Source organism: Ferrigenium straubiae (genome assembly GCF_051257895.1).
Classification (GTDB): Bacteria; Pseudomonadota; Gammaproteobacteria; order Burkholderiales; family Gallionellaceae; genus Gallionella; species Gallionella straubiae.
This window is the reverse complement of sequence record NZ_CP194331.1, coordinates 73101-91498: the sequence shown is the minus strand read 5'-3', so window position 1 is coordinate 91498 and position 18398 is coordinate 73101. Positions and strand designations below refer to the sequence as shown.

Below are 18398 nucleotides of genomic sequence, written 5' to 3'. Positions count from 1 at the left end.
CTCTCTACTGTTTGTTTTCATCTCGCGCCAGCCAATACGTCGTTGATTTTGCGAAAAGTTGTAGAAGGGATCGGCATGACAACCTCATACACAAGAACTGAGATATTCGATCTATTGTGAGAAACGCCCACTACCAAAGTCGCAAAGCAGCTTGGTATCTCCGGTGTCGCGTTAACCAAGTGGTGTGCCAAGCATGATATTACCAAGCCACCGTTGGGATATTGGGCAAAGAAAGAGCACGGCAAGCCAGTCCCGCCAAAACCAACACTGACTCCTTGTAGGTCAGGTGAAAGCGAGCCGGTTTATTGCGCTCACGATCCCAATCTCAAGCCTAGCCCCACCCCCCTTTCAGCCGAACTTAGAGTGAAGTTGGAGAGCGCACTTTCATTGCCTGGGATTTCTGCAGCGACTAATGAGGATGCACCTTTGGGGCCCGTTACGCGAAGGACCGCTAAAGCGTTGGATCGTAAACCTGATGCGGATGGCTTCATTTGGGGGAAGAACGACACATTCAATGTCCGTATTTCTCCGGGTAGCAAAGACCGAGTAATTCGAATCCTGAACGTGCTCGAATCAAGTCTCGCTGCTGCCGGCGTGAAGTGGGAGCAGAGTGAGAATCAACGTGGCGTAGTAGGACGCTTCTTAGAAGAAACCATCGTATTCAGCATTGTCGAGGCCTCTTCCCGCACAGAGCATATAGAAAAGCATCCGACCTACGACTGGATGGATAAGCGCACCTATACCTACCAGTTCCTCGGGGACCTCAAGATTGCCATTGATGGATATTACGAAGGACGTAAATCCTGGAGTGATGGAAAAACTCAACGCCTTGAGGAAAAGCTACCGTAAGTCATTGAAGGGTTCATCGCGGCCGCCGAGGCAATGCGGCGACGAACAGAGGAGTGGCGAGCGCGAGAAGCTCGATGGGAAGAAGAAGCTGCTATTCGCCGTAAAAAAGAACGCATTGCGTTTGAGCGACAGCAATTTCTTGATGGAGCACTGAAAGAGGCTAAAGCCTGGTCTGAGGCTACGCAGCTTCGTCAATATGTGGCACATCTGCGCGAAGTCGTATCTGTCAGCCAAACAGAGCTAACCGATTACGGAAAGAATTGGCTCAGTCGCGCAGAGGAAGCGGTCAGTTGGCTGGATCCGACGGAAAAATGGCGAGGTAAGGGTGCGGAATCAAGTATTCAGGTGGATCAAGACAAATGAGCATTGGCTGGGAGCCATTCTAAGAACAAGGCGGCAGGAATGGCTGGCCGAGTCGGCCGAGTCAGGCCAGCGAGAGGCTGACAGTTGATGCCCTCCTGATAATTCCCTGTTTCCTTGCTTTGGCAAATTAAGGAAAATGTCTGAAAGTGGCGTCGTAGCAGGCTTTGGGCTAGCAAGGATCGTCGGTGGTGGGATAGAATTCGACCAATTCGCTGTAAATTTCCCTGTTGGCAGGAGTAAACAGCAAAGACAAACGGGGCGATGACTCATTGCTCCGCCAGACATGATGACGCTCAGGCAGCCAAATGGCGCAACCACCTCGTAGAAAAATCATTTCTCCGCTGCAGCGCGGCTGGGCAAGCATGCGCTCGATGCACCAAACCCAGCGCCTGTATATTCATAACGAACTTTCCCACGCGCGCGGCCCGCTCCCGATCCTGATGAAACGGCGCAATGGCGGGCAATGGAGCGAGGAAGAACGCGAACTGTTGCTGCGCGACTTGCGCGCCGTATCCAACCTGAGCCCCTACCTGATTCCGATCCTCATGCCCGGCGGCGTCCTGATGCTCCCGCTGTTTGCCTGGTGGCTGGACCGCCGCCGCAATGGGCGGGCAGACATGACCGACCGCTGACATCTGCATCCCTGATTGAAACTTTCATCAAACCCCGCTAGTCTTACACCTGCAATTTTTTCCCAGTTTTAACCCAGGAGGCCATACATGCAATACCAGACCCAGACCGCAACACCGATCGGCGCCATCGCAGCCGAACAGAACAAGGTGCTGCGCAACACCTACATGATGCTGGCGCTGACCATGATCCCGACGGTGATCGGCGCGCTCATCGGCATGTCGATGAATTTCTCGTTCATGGCCGAACACCCGATCATGTCTGCACTGCTGATGTTCGGCGCGATGATGGGCATGCTGTTCGCCGTCAGCGCCCTGCGCAACAGCGTCTGGGGCATCGCCGCCCTGCTCGGCTTCACCCTCGTCGCGGGCGTGTTCCTCGGCCCCATCCTGCAGATCGCATTGCACCTGAAAAACGGTGCGCAACTGGTCGGCATGGCCGCGGGCGGCACCGGCATCATCTTCTTCTCGCTGGCCACTGTCGCCACCGTGACCAAGAAGGATTTCAGCTTCATGGGCAAGTTCCTGTTCATCGGGCTGATCCTGCTGATTGTCGCCTCGCTGGCAAATATCTTCCTGGCGATTCCTGCGCTGTCGCTGACCATTTCCGCGATTGCCGTGCTGATCTTCTCCGCCTACATCCTGTTCGATGTGAGCCGCATCGTGCACGGCGGCGAAACCAACTACGTGATGGCGACGCTGGGGCTGTACCTGAACATCTACAACCTGTTCATTAACCTGCTGCAACTGCTGATGGCGTTCAGCGGCGAGCGGGAATGACCCGGCAAGCTTCATGAAAAGGCGGCGCAAGCCGCCTTTTTTCCGCCCGCAAACATGGAAACAGATTTATGGAACTGGACACTTTTCTGCAACGGCTAAACGATACCCCGGAGGGCATCGCCTTCGACGACACGATGGCGTTAATCGACGCGCTGTACGAATTCACGCCGACCACTTTCAGGAATGGCAGCCAGCTTAACGAAGCTGGCAAGAACAACGGCTCGTGCAAGCTGTTCTCGTTCGCCCGCCTGCATGGCCTGACACCGCTGCAGGCGCTGTACTGCTTTGGCGACTATTACCGCAAGGACGTACTCGGCAACCCGGACGGCACCGACCACCAGAATATCCGCAACTTCATCAAAACCGGCTGGGACGGGATTTCCTTCGAGGGCAGTGCGCTGGCACCAAAACAGCCCGATTGATCCGGCAAGCCCCTACTCGCTGGATGCCCCCGCGAGGCCCGCATCCTGCATCTTTTCAAACACCGCGATCGACTCCACATGTGAAGTCTGCGGGAACATGTTCATCACGCCCGCCGCTTTCAGCCTGTAGCCCTTCACATGCACCAGCACTTCGGCATCGCGGGCCAGCGTGGACGGGCTGCACGAAACATAGACAATGCGCCTGGGCGCTGTGTCGCTGCCGATGGATTTCATCAGCTCGATCGCGCCATCGCGCGGAGGATCGACCAACCACTTGTCGAAATATCCCAACTGCGCGAGGGCGGCCTCATCCATCTCGAACAGGTTCATCGCCTTGAACTCGGTGTTGCCCGATAAACCGTTGAATTCGGCGTTTTGCCTGGCGCGTTTCACCAATGCGTCGCCGCCTTCGACACCCAGCACCCGGGCCCCGCTGCGCGCGATAGGCAGCGTGAAGTTGCCCAAGCCACAGAAGAAATCCGCTATGCGCTCATCCGGCTGCGGATCGAGCAACCGTATGGCGCGGCTGACCATCAGGCGATTCATCTCGCTGTTCACCTGGGTGAATTCGGTCGGCGCAAACGGCATGGTGATGCCGAATTCCGGCAGGCTATAGCTCAACTTCGGCGCATCCAGCGGGTAGAACGGCGTCACCGTTTCAGGCCCTTTGGTCTGCGTCCAGAACTGCACTTTATGCCTGTCGGCAAACTGTCTGATCAGCGCCTCGTCTGCCGGCGAGAGCGCCTGCAGGACACGCAGCACCAGCACATCGACGTGCTCGCCCACCGCCACTTCGATCTGCGGCAGGATATCGCGCGCGGAGAAACTCTCATTCAGTTCGCCCAGCAACGGCAGCAGGCTGGCGATCTTCGGGGTCAATATCTCGCAGTGCTGCATGTCGGCCACATACTTGCCGTTCTTCTCGCGAAAACCGACCAGCGTCTTCTCTTTTTTCAATACGTGCCGCACCGACAGGCGCGCGCGTTGCCGATAAGCCCAAGGCTGCCCGTAGATCGGCGGCAGCATGACTTCCGGCTTGACCTTGCCAATGCGCTGCAGATTATCTTCCAGCACGCGCTGCTTGACGGCAACCTGCGCACGCGGTTCCAGATGCTGCATGGAACAGCCGCCGCACACGCCGAAGCTCGGACACTTCGGCTGCACGCGCATGAACGACTGCTTCAGGACCTGTACGACCTGAGCCTGCTCATAGTTGTTCTTTTTTCGATACGAGGAATAGGTCACGCGCTCGCCAGTCAGCGCGCCCTCGATGAAAATTACCTTGCCGTCGGCATGCGCGATGCCGCGACCTTCGTGGTCGATGGATTCAATGATGACAGGATTCATGCGGGTTTCTTTTCGGGCCACTGCGCAAGGAACTCTTTCCAGTGCGTCTCTTCGGATTTGCTCAAGGTGCTGCGTATCAACTCCAGCTCCTGCTCGTAACGCGCCTTGCTGAATTGCCCGCGCATCAACTGGAAGCGCGCGAACACCAGCCAGGTATTCACCACGTCGGTCTCGCAATAGTTGCGTATCTCATTCAACCGCCCCTCTTGGTATGCCTGCCACACCTTGCTCCCGTCCATGCCCAGCTTGCCGGGGAAGCCGATCAGCTTGGCCAGCTCGTCGAGCGGCGCGTTGGCGCGCCCGGTGTACATCGCGAGCAGGTCCATCAGGTCGAGGTGGCGTGTGTGGTAGCGGCTGATGTAGTTGTTCCACTTGAAGTCGCGGTCGTCCTCGCCCATGTCCCAGTAGCGCGGGCACTGGATGCCGTGGATCAGCCCGCGGTAGTGCAGCACCGGCAGGTCGAAGCCTCCGCCGTTCCATGACACCAGTTGCGGCGTGTATTTCTCAATGCCGTCGAAGAAGCGCCTGATGATGCTGGCCTCATCCTCGTCCGGCTCGCCCAGCGACCACACCCTGAAATTATCGCCCTCGCGCAGCACGCAGGAAATCGCAGCGACGCGGTGCAAGTGATGCGGCAGGAAATCGCTGCCGATCTTCTGGCGGCGCAACTGGAAGGCCATCTCCGCCACCTCCGCATCGCTCACCGCGCCGTCGAGCTCATAAAGCGCGCGCAGCCCGGCGATGTCGGGGATGGTTTCGATGTCGAAGACTAGGGTGGGGTTCATCTGGATATCCTGTGGAGCAGGGCCGGATGATACCAAGAAAGCCGCTGCTCCATCCAACGGCGCGCGCCCCTATTCAGGCAGGCTCCGGAAGTACCGATCCACCGCATCCAGCATTTCATCCGGCACCTCCAGCTTCGTCATCCTCGATGCCACCTCCCCCAAACGGCGGATTTCATGCTCGATGAAGGCATGAATTTCCGGAATGCGCATCCCATTATCGAGTTCCGCGCCCGCCCTCTTCCGCTCGATCAGCCTGGAAATGCTCGACTGCAACCCGCCGTCGTCTATCACGCCTGCCGCCAGTTCGTCGAACGCCATCGGCACGACGCCCATCCCCCGTTCGATCCAGAGACAGGCCATCACCGGACGGAGCACGTAGAAATACTTTTTCAGCCACACCGTCTCGCCTTGCAGATACTCGCGGAAGTTTCCCTTCGCCATGTGCAGATAGTGGTGGAGACAGGCGGCAGGCTGGTAAAACTCCTGCGCAAGCGCACGCAGTCCCGACACCGCAGCCCTGTCTTCACGGTACACGATGGGCGACGAGAGCCATTCCAGCAGGACGGGATTGGATTTCTTCATCAGGCGCAGGCTCTTGCGCAAATCCCATCCGTTCACGTCCAGCAAATCGTCTATCGGCAACTCGATCACGTCCCGACCTTCCTCGATGGAGAGATACCAGTCGCGCGTGTGGCAATAGATGAAGCGCACATCCCAGTCGCTGTCGGAAGAAGCGAATCCCCAGCCACGGCTGCCGGATTCGCAGGCGTAGAGGATACGGACATCGTGTTCCGACTCGATGCGGGAAAGGATTTCCTGTATGCGTTGCTGCATGGTTCACTCCACCGGCAAGACGGGCTCAATCGTCATCCAGCCACATCCCCAGCAGGATGCCGGCAAGAAACACGCTGCCGAGGCTGTTTTTCGTTTTTCTGCGTTCCACTCTCTGGACATCCGGGCCGGAGAAAAGGAGGCCGATAAACCCGATGCACAGGATAATGGCGAAAAGCAGCAGCACGCCCCACATTGCCCACTCGACGACAGTTCCCATATTGCCTCCTTGAAATTCCGCTTGGGGAAAGTCCGGCGCCCGGCAAGCTCAAAATCTGAGCCTGTCATCCATGCCTTTCAGATTCAACGCCAGCAACCGCCGCAATATCTCTTCATCTGCCATCTCCGGCGTGTTGATGCGATTCACGACCGGTCTTTTTGTGTCCGCAGTCTGGCATGCCAGTAACTCGGCCGCCTTCTTTGGTGAGCCACCGAAACGATCATAATGGCATCCGCTTCGGCCGCATAGAAAAGGCTACAGGGAAAACTCCGCAACACCTTGCGGCGGATATCCGAACGGATGACTGTTGCGGCAAGCGGCGCTTCCGCCACCTCATCAGTCGCACGATGCACGGCCACCACGAACACCACCCCCACCCGGCGGCCTCGCTTTCGTAGTAACGCGCCGCCTCGCGAAACTCCTCATCCGCCTCGGGCAGGAATTCAATCTTCACGACAATTCGGAAAGTGCGCGGCGGAATACCTCATCGGCGGGAATACCTTGCGTGCGCCCGGCGCGATACGCTTCCAGGCGGCGTTCCGACTCCTCCAGCCACATCAGCCCCAACTCGGAAGGCGTAGGCTCATCCAGGCTCAAAATCAGCTTGCCTGCCAACGCGGCACGATCCTCGATGTCCAGCGCCATCGTCTCCTTGGTCAACTCTTCTATGTTCGTTTGCATGATGAGCCTCCTGTTAACTACAGTTCCATTTTAACATTCGCTCCGCGCCAGATTCAGCGCCAGCAATTGCACAAATCGGAAAAATGGAACGGGTAGCTGGCGTACTCCCTGAGCGGGTTGTCACGTCACTTGCCGATGAATTCGCGCGGCATCATGACCGCGCCTGGCAGCGGCCCGCCGTTATGCCCATGAGATATTCGCAATGCCACGCAGTTCGGGAGAATGACCTATTTCTGCTTCCAGCCCCCGCTGTCCTGCACCCACCACCCCGGCTTGGCGCGCTGTATCCAGCGCTGCGCGAAGGTGTTGCGGATTTCCGCCTGCCATTCAGGATGGCCGTTGGCGTTGGCAATCTCGGCATACAGCGCGTTGCGGTCGTTGTTCTGCGACGCCACCATGGCATTCACTGCCTGGCGCTGTGCCAGCGGCACGCTGCTGGCATCGCGCACGGCGAGCATGCCGTCGGAGGTCAACCCCACTGCGCCGCTGTCGAGATAGGGACGCAGATCATGGAAACGGTCGCGCAAGGACTGCCTCAATGCTTTTGCGGCCGGCGTATTGGTCTCGAAGTCCACGGCAAATACATTAAACGCGGCGGTCAACGCAAGCAGGGACACGATAAATCTGATCGGCTTCATCATTTCGGCTCCTTCCTGGCGGGCTCCGCCGGCTTGTCGGCATTATGGTTCTGCATGACTTCCTCGATGATCTTGTCCGCGGCTTTCTCGGCGGCCGCGGCGGGGAAGTAGATGTTGATGGTGACGCAGGCGCTCAGCGCCAGGCCAGCGAAAGCTATCCAGAGTTTTTTCATCGTCCCTCCTCTATCGATAAACGGTTTATGTCCACGACACTTGCTTCTACGGTTTCACTTGACCACAGCCTGCATGTTGCCCTGTGTCACACGCTTCAGGCGCGCAATCAGTTCGTCCCACGAAACACTGCGATTGTAGCCCATCACGGTGATTGCCGGAATGCCGCCGCCCTTGACGATGGTATAGGCCCCGTTGCCGTTGTCCACGCCGCCCATCGCGCATACGCCGTTGCGCAGCCTGCAGCTCCAGCCGATGCGGTCGTAACCGAAATTCTCGAAGAAGCGCAGGTAGCTGCGCTGGATCGCGGCCACCGCGCCCGCGCCGCCCAAGGCGGAGATATTCTGCACCGCGCGCTGGCTGATCTTCTTCGGGTAGTTTCCGGGGCTGCTGGCTATGCGCGCATCGAAGCGTGCAGGCTCCCAATCCTGCAGCTCCAGATTGTTCACGTCGGCGTCGATGCGCCCCTGCATGCTGCCGAACGAGAAGGTGCGCGTCAGCAGGTCGAGATCGAGTTCGCGCATGCTGAGGCTGCCGGACAGGCGCGGCGCGTGCCCGAAGGGATCGATCAGCTTGAGCTGCGTCGCCGCCACCGTGCCGTCGAAGACGTTGAAGATCAGCGCGCCGTCCACGTCGATCTCGCCGCCGTCGTAGCTGACCTTGGGGATGCTCCCCGCGAGGGTGCCGAGCATCTTCGGCCAGCCCGCCGCCTGGCTGAACTGCTCCATCGAAATCCGGCTGAGCGAGGCGGCGAATTGCCAATGCCACCCCGCATTCTCGCGATGCAGCCTGAAATCGCGCAGCTCGAGCTTTCCGTCCAGCACCGGCAGCACGCCCTGCGCCACACCGAAATCCATGCCGCGCATCTCCACCTGCCACCGCCCGCCTCCCAGCGGCACGCCGAGCAGCGTGCCGCCCGCGAAGGCGACGCTGGCGGTGCGCGGCGCATCCCTTTGCCAGTCGATCTCGCTGTTCACGCCGAGCAGCGCAAAGCGCCGTTCGGCATCGGCGATGCCCGCATCGCGCAAGGACAAGCGCAGCGCCTGCGTCGCGCCGCCGCGGTATTGCCAGTCCACATCCGCATGGCCGTAGAGGGAAGACTCGGCCAGCGCGCCCTTGTCCAGGAACGGCCTGATGTAATCGGCGAACAATTTTTCCAGCGCGAGGTTGTCGCCGCGCGCCGTGCATTCCGCCAGCGCGCCCCGCTCCATGTCCCAGAGCGCCGCAAGCTGCACGCGCCCGGTTTCCGGCTGCTCGATCACGGCCTGTCCGATTTTGAGCGATGCGCCGTCCAGGCTGCCGGAGGCAACAATCCTATGCCCCCCGCGCAAATACAGCGGCTGCCAGAACATCTCGCCGGACTCCCAGGCGATGTCGCCTTGCCAGGTCCAGAGCGCGGCCTTGCGCGCGGCCGCGAACCTGACGGTGCCGCGCAGCTTTTCCGCCGCGTGCAGGCCGCTCGCATCGCTGAACCCCGCCTCGGCCAGTTGCAAGTCGGCATCGACGGCATTCATGCCGGATGCGCTGCCGCCGATGCGCCATGTGCCGCTCAGTGCGCCCTGGTTGGGCAGCGGCATGCTCGCGGGAAGGAAGGCTGCGAACTGTTTGGCCGGTGTGTTGCGCAAAGCTGCCGAGACCTGCCAGTTGCCGGTATCGAAGCGATAGTCGAATTCCATGGCCATGCCCGGCAGTTGAGCCATATTGCCGCCGTGGCAGCTCATGCCGGCCGTGGAAAGCGCGAAACTCGCGCAATGGAGCGACAGGTTGCGCAGGCTGCGCTGCTGCACTTTCAGCTCGGCGATGCGCAAATCCGCCGAACCGTTCTCGGGCAGGGTCAGCGCGATGCCGCGTGCGGCGAAATCCGGTGCAGCGATGTCGGCGATGCTCAGGGAAAGCTCTGCGGCGCCGGCCATGGATGAGGAGAACAGCAACGCGCCCAGTGCTGTTGGTATGCACCGGTCGAGCCGTTTCCGTAAATGAATCACTGCGTGGAGCATTCCATGCGCCCTGTCCTGCCGGATTGCAGAGCGCTATTGTCGCACGCAACAAAAAATCCCGAGGACGGCCCCGGGATTTCTGCATGGAGAGAAGTTCAGGCGAAGTTCTTCGCCACGAATTCCCAGTTCACCAGGCTGTTGAGGAAGGTCTCGACGAACTTGGGGCGCAGGTTGCGGTAGTCGATGTAGTAGGCATGCTCCCAAACGTCCACGCAGAGCAGCGCCTTGTCGCCGGTGGTCAGCGGCGTGCCGGCCGGCCCCATGTTGACGACGTCCACGCTGCCGTCGGCCTTCTTCACCAGCCAGGTCCAGCCGGAGCCAAAGTTGCCCACCGCCGAAGTCTGGAACACCTTCTTGAATTCGTCGAAGCTGCCCCACTTCTTGTTGATCGCAGCCGCCAGCGCGCCGCTTGGCGCGCCGCCGCCGTTCGGCTTCATGCAGTTCCAGAAGAAGGTATGGTTCCACACCTGCGCGGAATTATTGTAGATGCCGCCGGGAGGCGCCTTCCTGATGATGGCTTCCAGGTCGAGCTTCTCGTATTCGGTGCCCTTGATCAGGTTGTTGAGGTTGGTGACATAGGCCTGATGGTGCTTGCCGTAGTGGTACTCGAAAGTCTCCTGGGACATGTACGGCTGCAGTGCATCCATGGCGTAGGGCAGTGCGGGTAAAGTGTGTTCCATTGTCGTTCTCCTTGTTGTGTCAGCAAGTTACCGCGTCCGATTCTAGCCAAACACCGGACGGCAAACAATGAGCTGTATCACCTATTTTCACTGCCGGGTGTACCATTTTGGCATGAGCCCCATGCCCCGCTTCCTGTGCGACGAGATGCTCGGCCGGCTGTGCCGCTACCTGCGCGCCGCCGGATACGACGCGCTACTGGCCAACGGCGGCCGCAGCGATGCCGAACTGCTGCGGCAATGCCGCGAAGAAGGGCGCTACTTCCTGACGCAGGATCAACTGATCGAAGAGCATAAGGCGGCGCGGGGTATCGCGCTGCTCCTGCCGCAGGGCGGCCTCGATGAACTCGCCGCAACGCTCGGAGCGCACTTCAGGCTCGACTGGCTGGCCCATTCCTTCACCCGCTGTCTGGAGGACAACACGCCATTGGTTGCGGCCGATGCCGCGGCAGCGGCGCGCGTACCCGCCGATGCGCTGAGGCCGGATGAGCCGCTGTCTCATTGCCCAGTGTGTGAAAGAGTGTATTGGCGCGGCTCGCACTACAAGCGCATGCGTGCGAAACTCGAAACATGGCAAACGGCTAGAAAAGAGCCATCTGCCCCGCACGTGACGGCGGTCTGAAGCTGCGGGTATCGAGCGGCGCATCGTCGAGGTTCATGCCCAACCGCCCGCATGCGACCTGGAAGCGCTGCGCCAGTAGTTCGGAGAACTGGTCGCTGTAGCGCAGGTAGCTGCCCAGGCCGGCATCGCTCCCGCCGCGCATCTCGCGCAGCCGGTTCATTACATGCGCCGCCTTGAGCGGATAGTGTGTCGCGAGCCAGTCCTCGAACAGTTCCTTCACCTCGTAAGGCAGGCGCAGCAGGCTGTAGCCGGCACTGCGCGCACCGTGTTCGTGCGCGGCCTGCAGCACGCTCTCCAGCCCGGCGTCGGTGAGGAATGGGATCACCGGCGCGACCAGCACGCCGCAAGGCACGCCAGCCTCGTTCAGCCGTGCGATGGCCTGCAGCCTGCGGCGCGGCGAGGAGGCGCGCGGCTCCAGCTTGCGCGCCAGTTCCGCATCCAGCGTGGTGACCGAGATGTACACCTGCACCAGGCAGTTGCGCGCCAGCTGCGCGAGCAGGTCGAGGTCGCGCTCGACCAGCGCCGACTTGGTCACGATGGACAGCGGATGCCGGCACTCCGCGAGCACCTCGATGACCTGCCGCGTGATCTGCCACTCGCGCTCGATGGGCTGGTAGGGATCGGTGTTGGTGCCGAGCGCGATGGGCGCGCAGCGGTAGGATGGCTTCGCCAGTTCCGCGCGCAACAGCTTCGCGGCGTCCGGCTTGGCAAACAGCCTGGTCTCGAAGTCCAGCCCCGGCGAGAGATTGAGATAGCCGTGGCTGGCACGCGCAAAACAATAGATGCAGCCATGCTCACAGCCGCGATAGGCGTTGAGCGACTGCGAGAACGACGGATTGGACGCATCCTGGCGCTGGATCACGCTCCTTGCCTTCTCCACCGTCACCGTCGTTTTGAATGGCGGCAGCTCCTCGTCCGCCGTACTCCAGCCGTCGTCAACCCGCTCGCGCGCCACGCTCTCGAAACGCCCCTCGATCTGCATGGTCGCGCCGCGGCCTTTTGCTGCTTCGTGTTTCACTTCCGTAACCCTGAAACCATTGCGCTCATTCTAATGGGTTTGTTACCTCGCACAACGTTCCGTCTGCGAATACCAGCGCACAGCGCAGCTCCTTGACTGCATAAACTACCTGCATTGCCGCGCGGTATTCCTGCATCTGCGCGCGGTAGCGCGCTGCGTCTTCACTGTCGCCGAGCTTATAGTCCAGCACCCACACCTCGTCGTCGAATTCGACCAGCCGGTCGATGCGCTTCAGCTCGCCCTGCGCGTTGACGTAGGGCATCTCGTTGCAGGCGCTGCGGTATTGCCGCGCGTCGAAGAAGCGTGCGAGTTGCGGCGCGGCGAGCAGGTGCTGGACCTGTTGCCAGAGCGGTTCGAATTCTTCGGCGGGGAGGGCGAGGCGTTGCCGGAGTTCATGCTCGTCCACCACCCTGCCTTCCGTAAGGTGTTGCAGCAGCGCGTGCAGCCAGATGCCGCGCTGCTGCTGCGCGGTGTTGCGGGCGGCGCGCTGGCCGGTGGGGATGATGGGAGGCAGTTCGATTGTGGCATCCCCTCCCCCTTGCAGGGGGAGGGATAGGAAGGGGGTAGATGCGTCATCACACCACTGTTCAACCCCCATCCCAACCTTCCCCCTGCCTGGGGGAAGGGGCTGACGCAAACCGCATTGTTCCACCGCCGCCGCGATGCGGTCGTACCACGACAGCGCTTTCTTCTTTCCCTCTTTGTCTTCGCCCTTGCTGTTGCCGCTCACGATGAGCGCTTGCTGTGCACGGGTCATCGCGACGTAGAGCAGGTTCATCTCTTCGCGAGCCTGTTGTGCGGCGTCCTGCTCAAACAGTGGCGCGCGTTTCCTTCCGCGCGAGGCCTGGTCAGCATAGAAGGAGAAATGCAGCGGCTGCGGCTCATGCGTCGGCCAGTCGAGCAGCACGTCGTTGCCTTCCCGGTTGTTCTTTTCCGCGTTCGCATCGAGCAGCCAGACGATGGGCGCTTCCAGCCCCTTCGATTCGTGCACGGTGTAGATGCGCACCGCGTTGCCCGCCGTGCCTAACCTGCCTTCGTCCGGCGCGTCGTCCGGGCTGTCGCGCAGTTCGCGCAGCTCCTGCAGGAAGCGCGGCAGGCTGGGGTAGCGCCCGGCATCTACAGAGAGCGCGATCTCCATGAAGGCATGTAGGTTGGCGGCGACCTTGGCGCGCATCTCGGGCGGCAGCACGGCGGTGTAGCGCGCCAGCACGTCGCCCTTGAAATAGATGCGGTCTAGCAGGTCGTGCACCGGGAGTTTGTCGGCGAGCGCGAGCCAGCTCTTCAACAGGCTGGCGGCACGCTGCAATGCGGGCGAAGGATCGGCTAGGTGCTGCAGGCGTTGCCACCACGATGAACGCTGGCTCTGTTCCTCCGTTCGTGGTGAGCCTGTCGAACCATGAACGGAGGAAGGATTAATAAATTGCCCTTCGACAGGCTCAGGGCGAACGGCATTTTTAATGCCGGAATTCTCCGAAATTGCCATCAAGTCCGCATCGCTGCACGCAAACACCGGCGTGCGCAGCACCTGCGCGAGCGCGAGGTCGGCGAAGGGGGTGATGAGGAAGGTCAGCAGTGCCTGCAAATCTTCCGCCTCCAGCGTGTCGAGCAGGCCGCCGCGCCGCGAAGTGATGAAGGGAATGTGTTTCGCGCGCAGCGCCTCCTCGTACACCGCGAGGTGGGTGCGGCCGCGCACCAGCACCATGATGTCGCCGTAAGTCGCGCGGCGTTCTTTTCCTTCGTTGTTCACCGACCAGCCGCCGACGATGGTTTGCAGCAGCTCGGCGAACTGCACGGCTTCCTTGTGGCGCGCGCCTTCTCCGGCTTCCTCTCGCGGCGTGGTTAGCGGGTCGCGCAAGGCCAGCGGCGCATCCTCAACGTCTTCTTCCTCGCCCTGCTTGGCGACTGCCAGCGGCAGCACCGCTACATGGCCGGGCAAGTCGCGCTGATGGGTCTGGTGCTCGACGAACTCGAAGCCGTGCGGCTGCTCGCGAAACACCGTGTTCACCGCATCGACGACAGGCTGCGCGTTGCGGCGCGTGAGGCTGTTGCCCAGCGTCGCCGCGCCGAAGTTCTCCTGTAGATATTCGCGCGCCACGCCGAACAGCCGCGCGTCGGCGCGGCGGAAGCGGTAGATGGACTGCTTGGGGTCGCCGACGACGAACACGGTGGGCTGCGATTCGACCGCGACTGCCGCGTCGAACCACGCGCACATGATCTGCCATTGCAGCGGGTTGGTGTCCTGGAACTCGTCGAGCAGCACATGGCGGTAGCGGCTGTCGAGCTTGTACTGCATGGTCTCGGCGTGTTCGCTGACTTGCAGCAATCGGCACAGTTGCCACTCCAGATCGGAGAAATCCATCTGCTGTTTTTGCTGCTTGAGCGCCTGATAACACTCAAGGAATGCGACGCCGCAGTGCAGCACGGCTTCGTTGAGGCGATAGGCCTGCTGCTCGGCGAGCGTGTCGCGCACGGCTTGCAGGCTGGCTTGCAAATTGTTCAGCGCAACGGCAAACACAGCCTCATTCTGATTTTTGGTGGACTTGAGCTTGCGCGGTTCACCTGCCTGGGTGAACAGCAGCGGCCATGCCTTATCAAAACGTTCACTCTCCGCGGAGCCCGTCCAGGCGCATTCCAGCAGGCTCGCACTCTCTTGTTGCTTGGGAGTTCCGTTGCCCGCAAGCTGGCGCGCGAATGCGAACAACACCTCTTCGCTGTTGCCGTTCCGGCCCCATTCCACGACGGGGTCATGCTCCATGTCCACCGCAAGATCGGCGCGCAGCTTGTCCAGCGCGAAGCCCAGCGCACCCTCTCCCCCAGCCCCTATCCCGCCTGCGGGCGAGGGGAGATGTGAGGTATAAGCCCACCACTCGGCGCGCTTGGCGAGGAAGTTGAACAGCAGCTTGCGCGTGTTATACAGGCCGCATTCGCCGAACAGCCATTGCATGTGCTGCGCCTCGATGCTGTCCGGCTGCCTGCGCATCTGCTCCAGCAGCTCTTCCCACGCCTCTTCCTGGCAGCTAGCGGCACGCTCCAGCAGGGTCATGCCCTGCATCACGTCGGCGTTCAGCGGCGCGCGTTGCATGACCTGCATGAACCAGCCGTGGAAGGTGCTGAGGGTGATGCCGGGCTGCGCCAGCAGCACGCTGGCATACAGGCCGCGCGCGCGCTGCACCTGATCGTCGCTCAGGCCATCCAGCCCGCGCTCGGCAAAGAACCGGCGCACCGCCACCTCGTCCGACATCGCCAACTCGCGCAGCCAGAGTTGCAGACGCGCCTGCATCTCCTGCGCCGCCTTGCGCGTGAAGGTGATCGCAAGTATCTGCGAGGGCTGCGCACCATCCAGCAGCAGGCGCACGATGCGCGACACGAGCAGCCAGGTCTTGCCGCTGCCGGCGCAGGCTTCGACGACGGCGCTGCGCTTCGGATCGAGGGCGATATGGTTAGTCATGCAGCCCCTCTCCCCCGCCCTCTCCCGCGAGGGGAGAGGGAGTATCTGCGGCCCACTCCCCCTTGCGGCACACGCCGCGCATCTCGCAATACAGACACACCGAATCGATGCCGTTTGCGGGCAGCCCTGCGCCACCGCGTATCTCCGCCATCGCCTGTACCAGGCGCTCGGCATTGAGCTGCGCGAGCTGCGGGACATCGTGTCTGGGTTCCACCAGCTTCACTTTGCCGTTTTCGATGCTGACGAATGCCGCATCCGCCGCCTCATGCGCGTAGGCATAGCACGCGAGCTGCACGTCCTCGCCCGGCTCTTTCAATTTCTTGCTCAACACCTGATCGCTCTGCGTCTTGTAGTCGAGCACGAGTTTCTCTTCTCCCCGCACATCCAGGCGGTCGATGCGCCCGCGCAGCCGTATGCCTTCCAGCTCCCAATCGAAAGCTTGCTCGGCCTCGGCGTAACGCCAGCCTTGCGCCTCGTTTTCCGCCTGCCATTCGAGGTAGGCGGGCAAGGACTGGTGCCAGCGCGCCAGCCAGGCGCGCGCTGCGAAGTCCTGCTCCAGCAGGTCGGCGAATACCTCTTCGCCGATCCGGCGCAAGGCGGCTCCCATTTCGTCGGAAGGATGCCCGCTCACCTGCGGATAGCTTTCGTGGAAGCGGCGCAGGATGTCGTGCACGCGCTCGCCGTAGTCGCGCTTCTCGATGGCCTCCTGCACCTCGTCGAGTTCGTTGAGGCGCAGGATATGCCGCGCATAAAACTGGTAGGGACAGGCCACCAGCGAGTTGTAGGCGCTGATGGATACGCTCTCAGGCACAACCTCTTGCACCACTGACGGCGCGGGCTGCGTCGCCTGCGGCAGCGCCACGCGATGCGCGTCTTCCACCGCGAGGCAGGCGTGCAGTTTGTGCTCGCTCAGGTCGTCACCATGCGCCCGCTCATGCTCGTCACGCAGCATCTGCAAATAGGGGCTGAGCATCTGTTGCTCGCCGTTCCGCTCTTTCTGCCAGGTAACAAGCACGCAGCCGTTCAGCGCGAGCAAGGCCAGCAGGTCGTCGCGCTGCCTTGCGGCATGCGCGGCGCGCGTGGGCAGATTGAGGCTGCTGCGCACCGCGTCGTTGAACCAGCGCCCGCCGTCCGCTGCGCTGGGCAGGTGGTCGGCATCACAGCCCAGCAGCAGCACCGCATCGAAGGCGCGCCAGCGCGTCGCGGCGAGATGGGTGAAGCGCACCGGGCTGTCGATGCCGCTGTCGCGGTAGGTCTGCGTATCGAGCTGCTGCGCGAGCCAGCGCCGCCACTCGCGGAAGGCGTAGCGCCCGCCATCTTCGGCCAGCTCCTGCTGCCAGGCGTCGAGCGCGCGCAGCAATTGCTGGCCTGCATCGTCCTGCCGCAGGCCGGTGTCGATACCCAATACATTCAAACTCTCACGCAACGCGCCCAGCCAGTCCGCGAGCGTCTTCTTCCGGTTCTGCTCCAGCAGGGCCGCCGCCTGGCGCAGGCGCGCGAGCGGCTGATGCAGCGAAGTCTCATGCCCGGCCAGCACAATGAATGCCTCCAGTCCATCGACGATGTTGCGTTTGCGCAGCAACTGTTCCAGCTGATAAACCGCCGCCTTGCGCTCTACAGCAGGCATATCGGCGAAGATGAACGGCGACTTGAGCAGGTCAAGCAGGTCGTGGTGGTAGAAGTCGCTCTGCAGCGCGGTGAGCCAGCGGTCCAGTACGGTGCTCACCGACAGCGTGGCGAAGGTCCAGCCGGTCTCATCCGCGACCAGCACCTCGGCGCGCTCCAGCAAAGCCCTCATGCGCCGCGCCGCCACGCGATCCTGCGCGACGACGGCGATATCGTGCTTGTCCTCACCCAGCCAGCGGCGCACCTGCATCGCGGCGGCGCGGGCTTCCTGTTCGAGGGAAGTGGCGGCAAAAAATAATGGTGAATTGATCTGTGCTTCCATTTCACGCAGATCGAACACCGTCACCTCGGCGCGTTGCGCATACTCGTCGAGGAAGCGTTGCTCCAGCGCGTCCCAGTCCGAGGTGCGCAGCACATACAGCGGCGTGTCGGCCTGCCGCACAAGCTTCGCCAGGCGCTGCTGGCGGGCGCGCGCCGCGTCCAGTTCTTCGCCTGACTGCATCGCGTGCCACAGCTCGAACACCAGCCGCGCTTCCAGTTGCAGCGTGCTGTTCTGCCGCGCCTGCCAGGCCTGCTGCACAACGGCGGAAAAGGCTTCCGCATCGGAGGGCAACTCGTGCAGCGCATGGGTAAGCTCGTCGAACAGGCCCAGCAGTTCCTGCGTCATGCTCCACAGGTCGGCATGCTCGAACCATTGCTGCCTGCGCAGATGCTGGTACAGCAAGGCGCTGCGCTGGCTGTCGGTGATGAGGGGCGCAGCTAGCGGGATGGATTGTGCCCAGTCGTTGAGCGTCACCATGTGCGGCAATAACAAGGCGGGAAGATTGGCCGCCGCGCTTAGCGCCTGCGCCAGCGGTTGGGCAACGTGGTAGTTGGGCAACAGGACGGTCGCCCTGCGCAGGTCGGGCAGTTCCTGCGCGTGGCAGGACAGGATATGGCTGGCTACGCTATCGAGAAAAACCGGACTCAACGCTCAAGAAACCGCAACTTATCCTTCAGGCCGCGCCATTTGTCGGCATCGGCGGGTGCATCCTTCTTCTCGACGATGGGCTTCCATTTTTTCGCCAGTTCGGCATTCAGCGCGGTGAAATGGAGCTGGTCCTTCGGCAGGTCGTCCTCGGCAAAAATCGCCTCCGCCGGGCATTCCGCGACGCACAGCGTGCAATCGATACACTCGTCGGGGTCGATCACCAGGAAATTCGGCCCTTCGCGGAAGCAGTCCACCGGGCACACTTCCACGCAGTCGGTGTATTTGCACTTGATACAATTTTCCGAAACGACATAGGTCATGGCG

19 protein-coding genes are annotated in these 18398 nt (G+C 61.6%); 6 read left to right on the top strand and 13 right to left on the bottom strand.

The window, feature by feature from the left end:
- The first annotated feature begins 459 nt into the window (after nt 1-459).
- The 5 genes from ACRRNM_RS00460 to ACRRNM_RS00440 all read left to right on the top strand — a co-directional run bounded on the left by ACRRNM_RS00460 (nt 460) and on the right by ACRRNM_RS00440 (nt 3043).
- A complete protein-coding gene (locus tag ACRRNM_RS00460) occupies nt 460-849 on the top strand; it encodes a hypothetical protein (protein ID WP_435626283.1) in 390 nt (129 codons plus the stop codon).
- A 33-nt stretch (nt 850-882) separates the two neighbouring features.
- Nucleotides 883-1212, top strand: coding sequence for a hypothetical protein (locus ACRRNM_RS00455; RefSeq protein ID WP_435626282.1), 330 nt, complete (start codon nt 883-885; stop codon nt 1210-1212).
- A 305-nt stretch (nt 1213-1517) separates the two neighbouring features.
- Entirely contained in the window at nt 1518-1844 is a 327-nt protein-coding gene (locus ACRRNM_RS00450; RefSeq protein ID WP_435626281.1) for a hypothetical protein, read from the top strand.
- Nucleotides 1845-1931: 87 nt separating this feature from the next.
- A complete protein-coding gene (locus ACRRNM_RS00445) occupies nt 1932-2621 on the top strand; it encodes a Bax inhibitor-1/YccA family protein (protein WP_435626280.1) in 690 nt (229 codons plus the stop codon).
- A 68-nt stretch (nt 2622-2689) separates the two neighbouring features.
- Nucleotides 2690-3043, top strand: a complete 354-nt coding sequence (locus ACRRNM_RS00440) for a HopJ type III effector protein (RefSeq protein ID WP_435626279.1) — start codon at nt 2690-2692, stop codon at nt 3041-3043.
- A gap of 12 nt (nt 3044-3055) precedes the next feature.
- Here ACRRNM_RS00440 and rlmD read toward each other — a convergent pair whose 3' ends face one another.
- The 9 genes from rlmD to ACRRNM_RS00395 form a co-directional block, all read right to left on the bottom strand.
- A complete protein-coding gene (gene rlmD, locus ACRRNM_RS00435) occupies nt 3056-4390 on the bottom strand; it encodes a 23S rRNA (uracil(1939)-C(5))-methyltransferase RlmD (protein ID WP_435626278.1) in 1335 nt (444 codons plus the stop codon).
- The gene (locus ACRRNM_RS00430; RefSeq protein ID WP_435626277.1) at nt 4387-5175 is read right to left on the bottom strand and encodes a 3'-5' exonuclease; all 789 of its coding nucleotides are present in this window, start codon (nt 5173-5175) and stop codon (nt 4387-4389) included. The genes rlmD and ACRRNM_RS00430 overlap by 4 nt, the downstream gene beginning before the upstream one ends.
- A gap of 69 nt (nt 5176-5244) precedes the next feature.
- Nucleotides 5245-6009 (bottom strand): nucleotidyltransferase domain-containing protein, encoded by a 765-nt coding sequence (locus ACRRNM_RS00425; RefSeq protein WP_435626276.1) that lies wholly within the window; start codon nt 6007-6009, stop codon nt 5245-5247.
- A gap of 25 nt (nt 6010-6034) precedes the next feature.
- Nucleotides 6035-6226 carry a hypothetical protein gene (locus ACRRNM_RS00420; protein ID WP_435626275.1) on the bottom strand — a complete coding sequence of 64 codons (192 nt, stop codon included), beginning with the start codon at nt 6224-6226 and terminating at the stop codon, nt 6035-6037.
- A gap of 450 nt (nt 6227-6676) precedes the next feature.
- Nucleotides 6677-6907: an addiction module protein gene (locus ACRRNM_RS00415; RefSeq protein WP_435626274.1), complete on the bottom strand. Its 231-nt coding sequence runs from the start codon at nt 6905-6907 to the stop codon at nt 6677-6679.
- A gap of 227 nt (nt 6908-7134) precedes the next feature.
- Nucleotides 7135-7545 (bottom strand): YdbL family protein, encoded by a 411-nt coding sequence (locus ACRRNM_RS00410; RefSeq protein ID WP_435628617.1) that lies wholly within the window; start codon nt 7543-7545, stop codon nt 7135-7137.
- Complete coding sequence (locus ACRRNM_RS00405) at nt 7545-7718, bottom strand: hypothetical protein (RefSeq protein WP_435626273.1); 174 nt, start codon at nt 7716-7718, stop codon at nt 7545-7547. The genes ACRRNM_RS00410 and ACRRNM_RS00405 overlap by 1 nt, the downstream gene beginning before the upstream one ends.
- Before the next feature lie 54 nt (nt 7719-7772).
- Nucleotides 7773-9713 carry a hypothetical protein gene (locus ACRRNM_RS00400; protein WP_435626272.1) on the bottom strand — a complete coding sequence of 647 codons (1941 nt, stop codon included), beginning with the start codon at nt 9711-9713 and terminating at the stop codon, nt 7773-7775.
- A 95-nt stretch (nt 9714-9808) separates the two neighbouring features.
- Complete coding sequence (locus ACRRNM_RS00395) at nt 9809-10393, bottom strand: superoxide dismutase (RefSeq protein ID WP_435626271.1); 585 nt, start codon at nt 10391-10393, stop codon at nt 9809-9811.
- Between the two features lie 112 nt (nt 10394-10505).
- Here ACRRNM_RS00395 and ACRRNM_RS00390 point away from each other — a divergent pair, with 112 nt between their 5' ends.
- Nucleotides 10506-11012, top strand: coding sequence for a Mut7-C RNAse domain-containing protein (locus ACRRNM_RS00390; RefSeq protein WP_435626270.1), 507 nt, complete (start codon nt 10506-10508; stop codon nt 11010-11012).
- Here ACRRNM_RS00390 and ACRRNM_RS00385 read toward each other — a convergent pair.
- Genes ACRRNM_RS00385 through fdxA form a run of 4 tightly spaced genes read right to left on the bottom strand, consistent with a single transcriptional unit; the run spans nt 10972 to nt 18394 of the window.
- Nucleotides 10972-12030 (bottom strand): PA0069 family radical SAM protein, encoded by a 1059-nt coding sequence (locus tag ACRRNM_RS00385; RefSeq protein WP_435626269.1) that lies wholly within the window; start codon nt 12028-12030, stop codon nt 10972-10974. The genes ACRRNM_RS00390 and ACRRNM_RS00385 overlap by 41 nt on opposite strands.
- A gap of 25 nt (nt 12031-12055) precedes the next feature.
- Nucleotides 12056-15478 carry a UvrD-helicase domain-containing protein gene (locus ACRRNM_RS00380; RefSeq protein WP_435626268.1) on the bottom strand — a complete coding sequence of 1141 codons (3423 nt, stop codon included), beginning with the start codon at nt 15476-15478 and terminating at the stop codon, nt 12056-12058.
- Nucleotides 15471-18074 carry a PD-(D/E)XK nuclease family protein gene (locus ACRRNM_RS00375; RefSeq protein WP_435626267.1) on the bottom strand — a complete coding sequence of 868 codons (2604 nt, stop codon included), beginning with the start codon at nt 18072-18074 and terminating at the stop codon, nt 15471-15473. Before ACRRNM_RS00375 ends, ACRRNM_RS00380 begins: the two co-directional genes overlap by 8 nt.
- Nucleotides 18071-18394, bottom strand: a complete 324-nt coding sequence (fdxA, locus tag ACRRNM_RS00370; RefSeq protein WP_435626266.1) for a ferredoxin FdxA — start codon at nt 18392-18394, stop codon at nt 18071-18073. Before fdxA ends, ACRRNM_RS00375 begins: the two co-directional genes overlap by 4 nt.
- Nucleotides 18395-18398 lie beyond the last annotated feature (4 nt).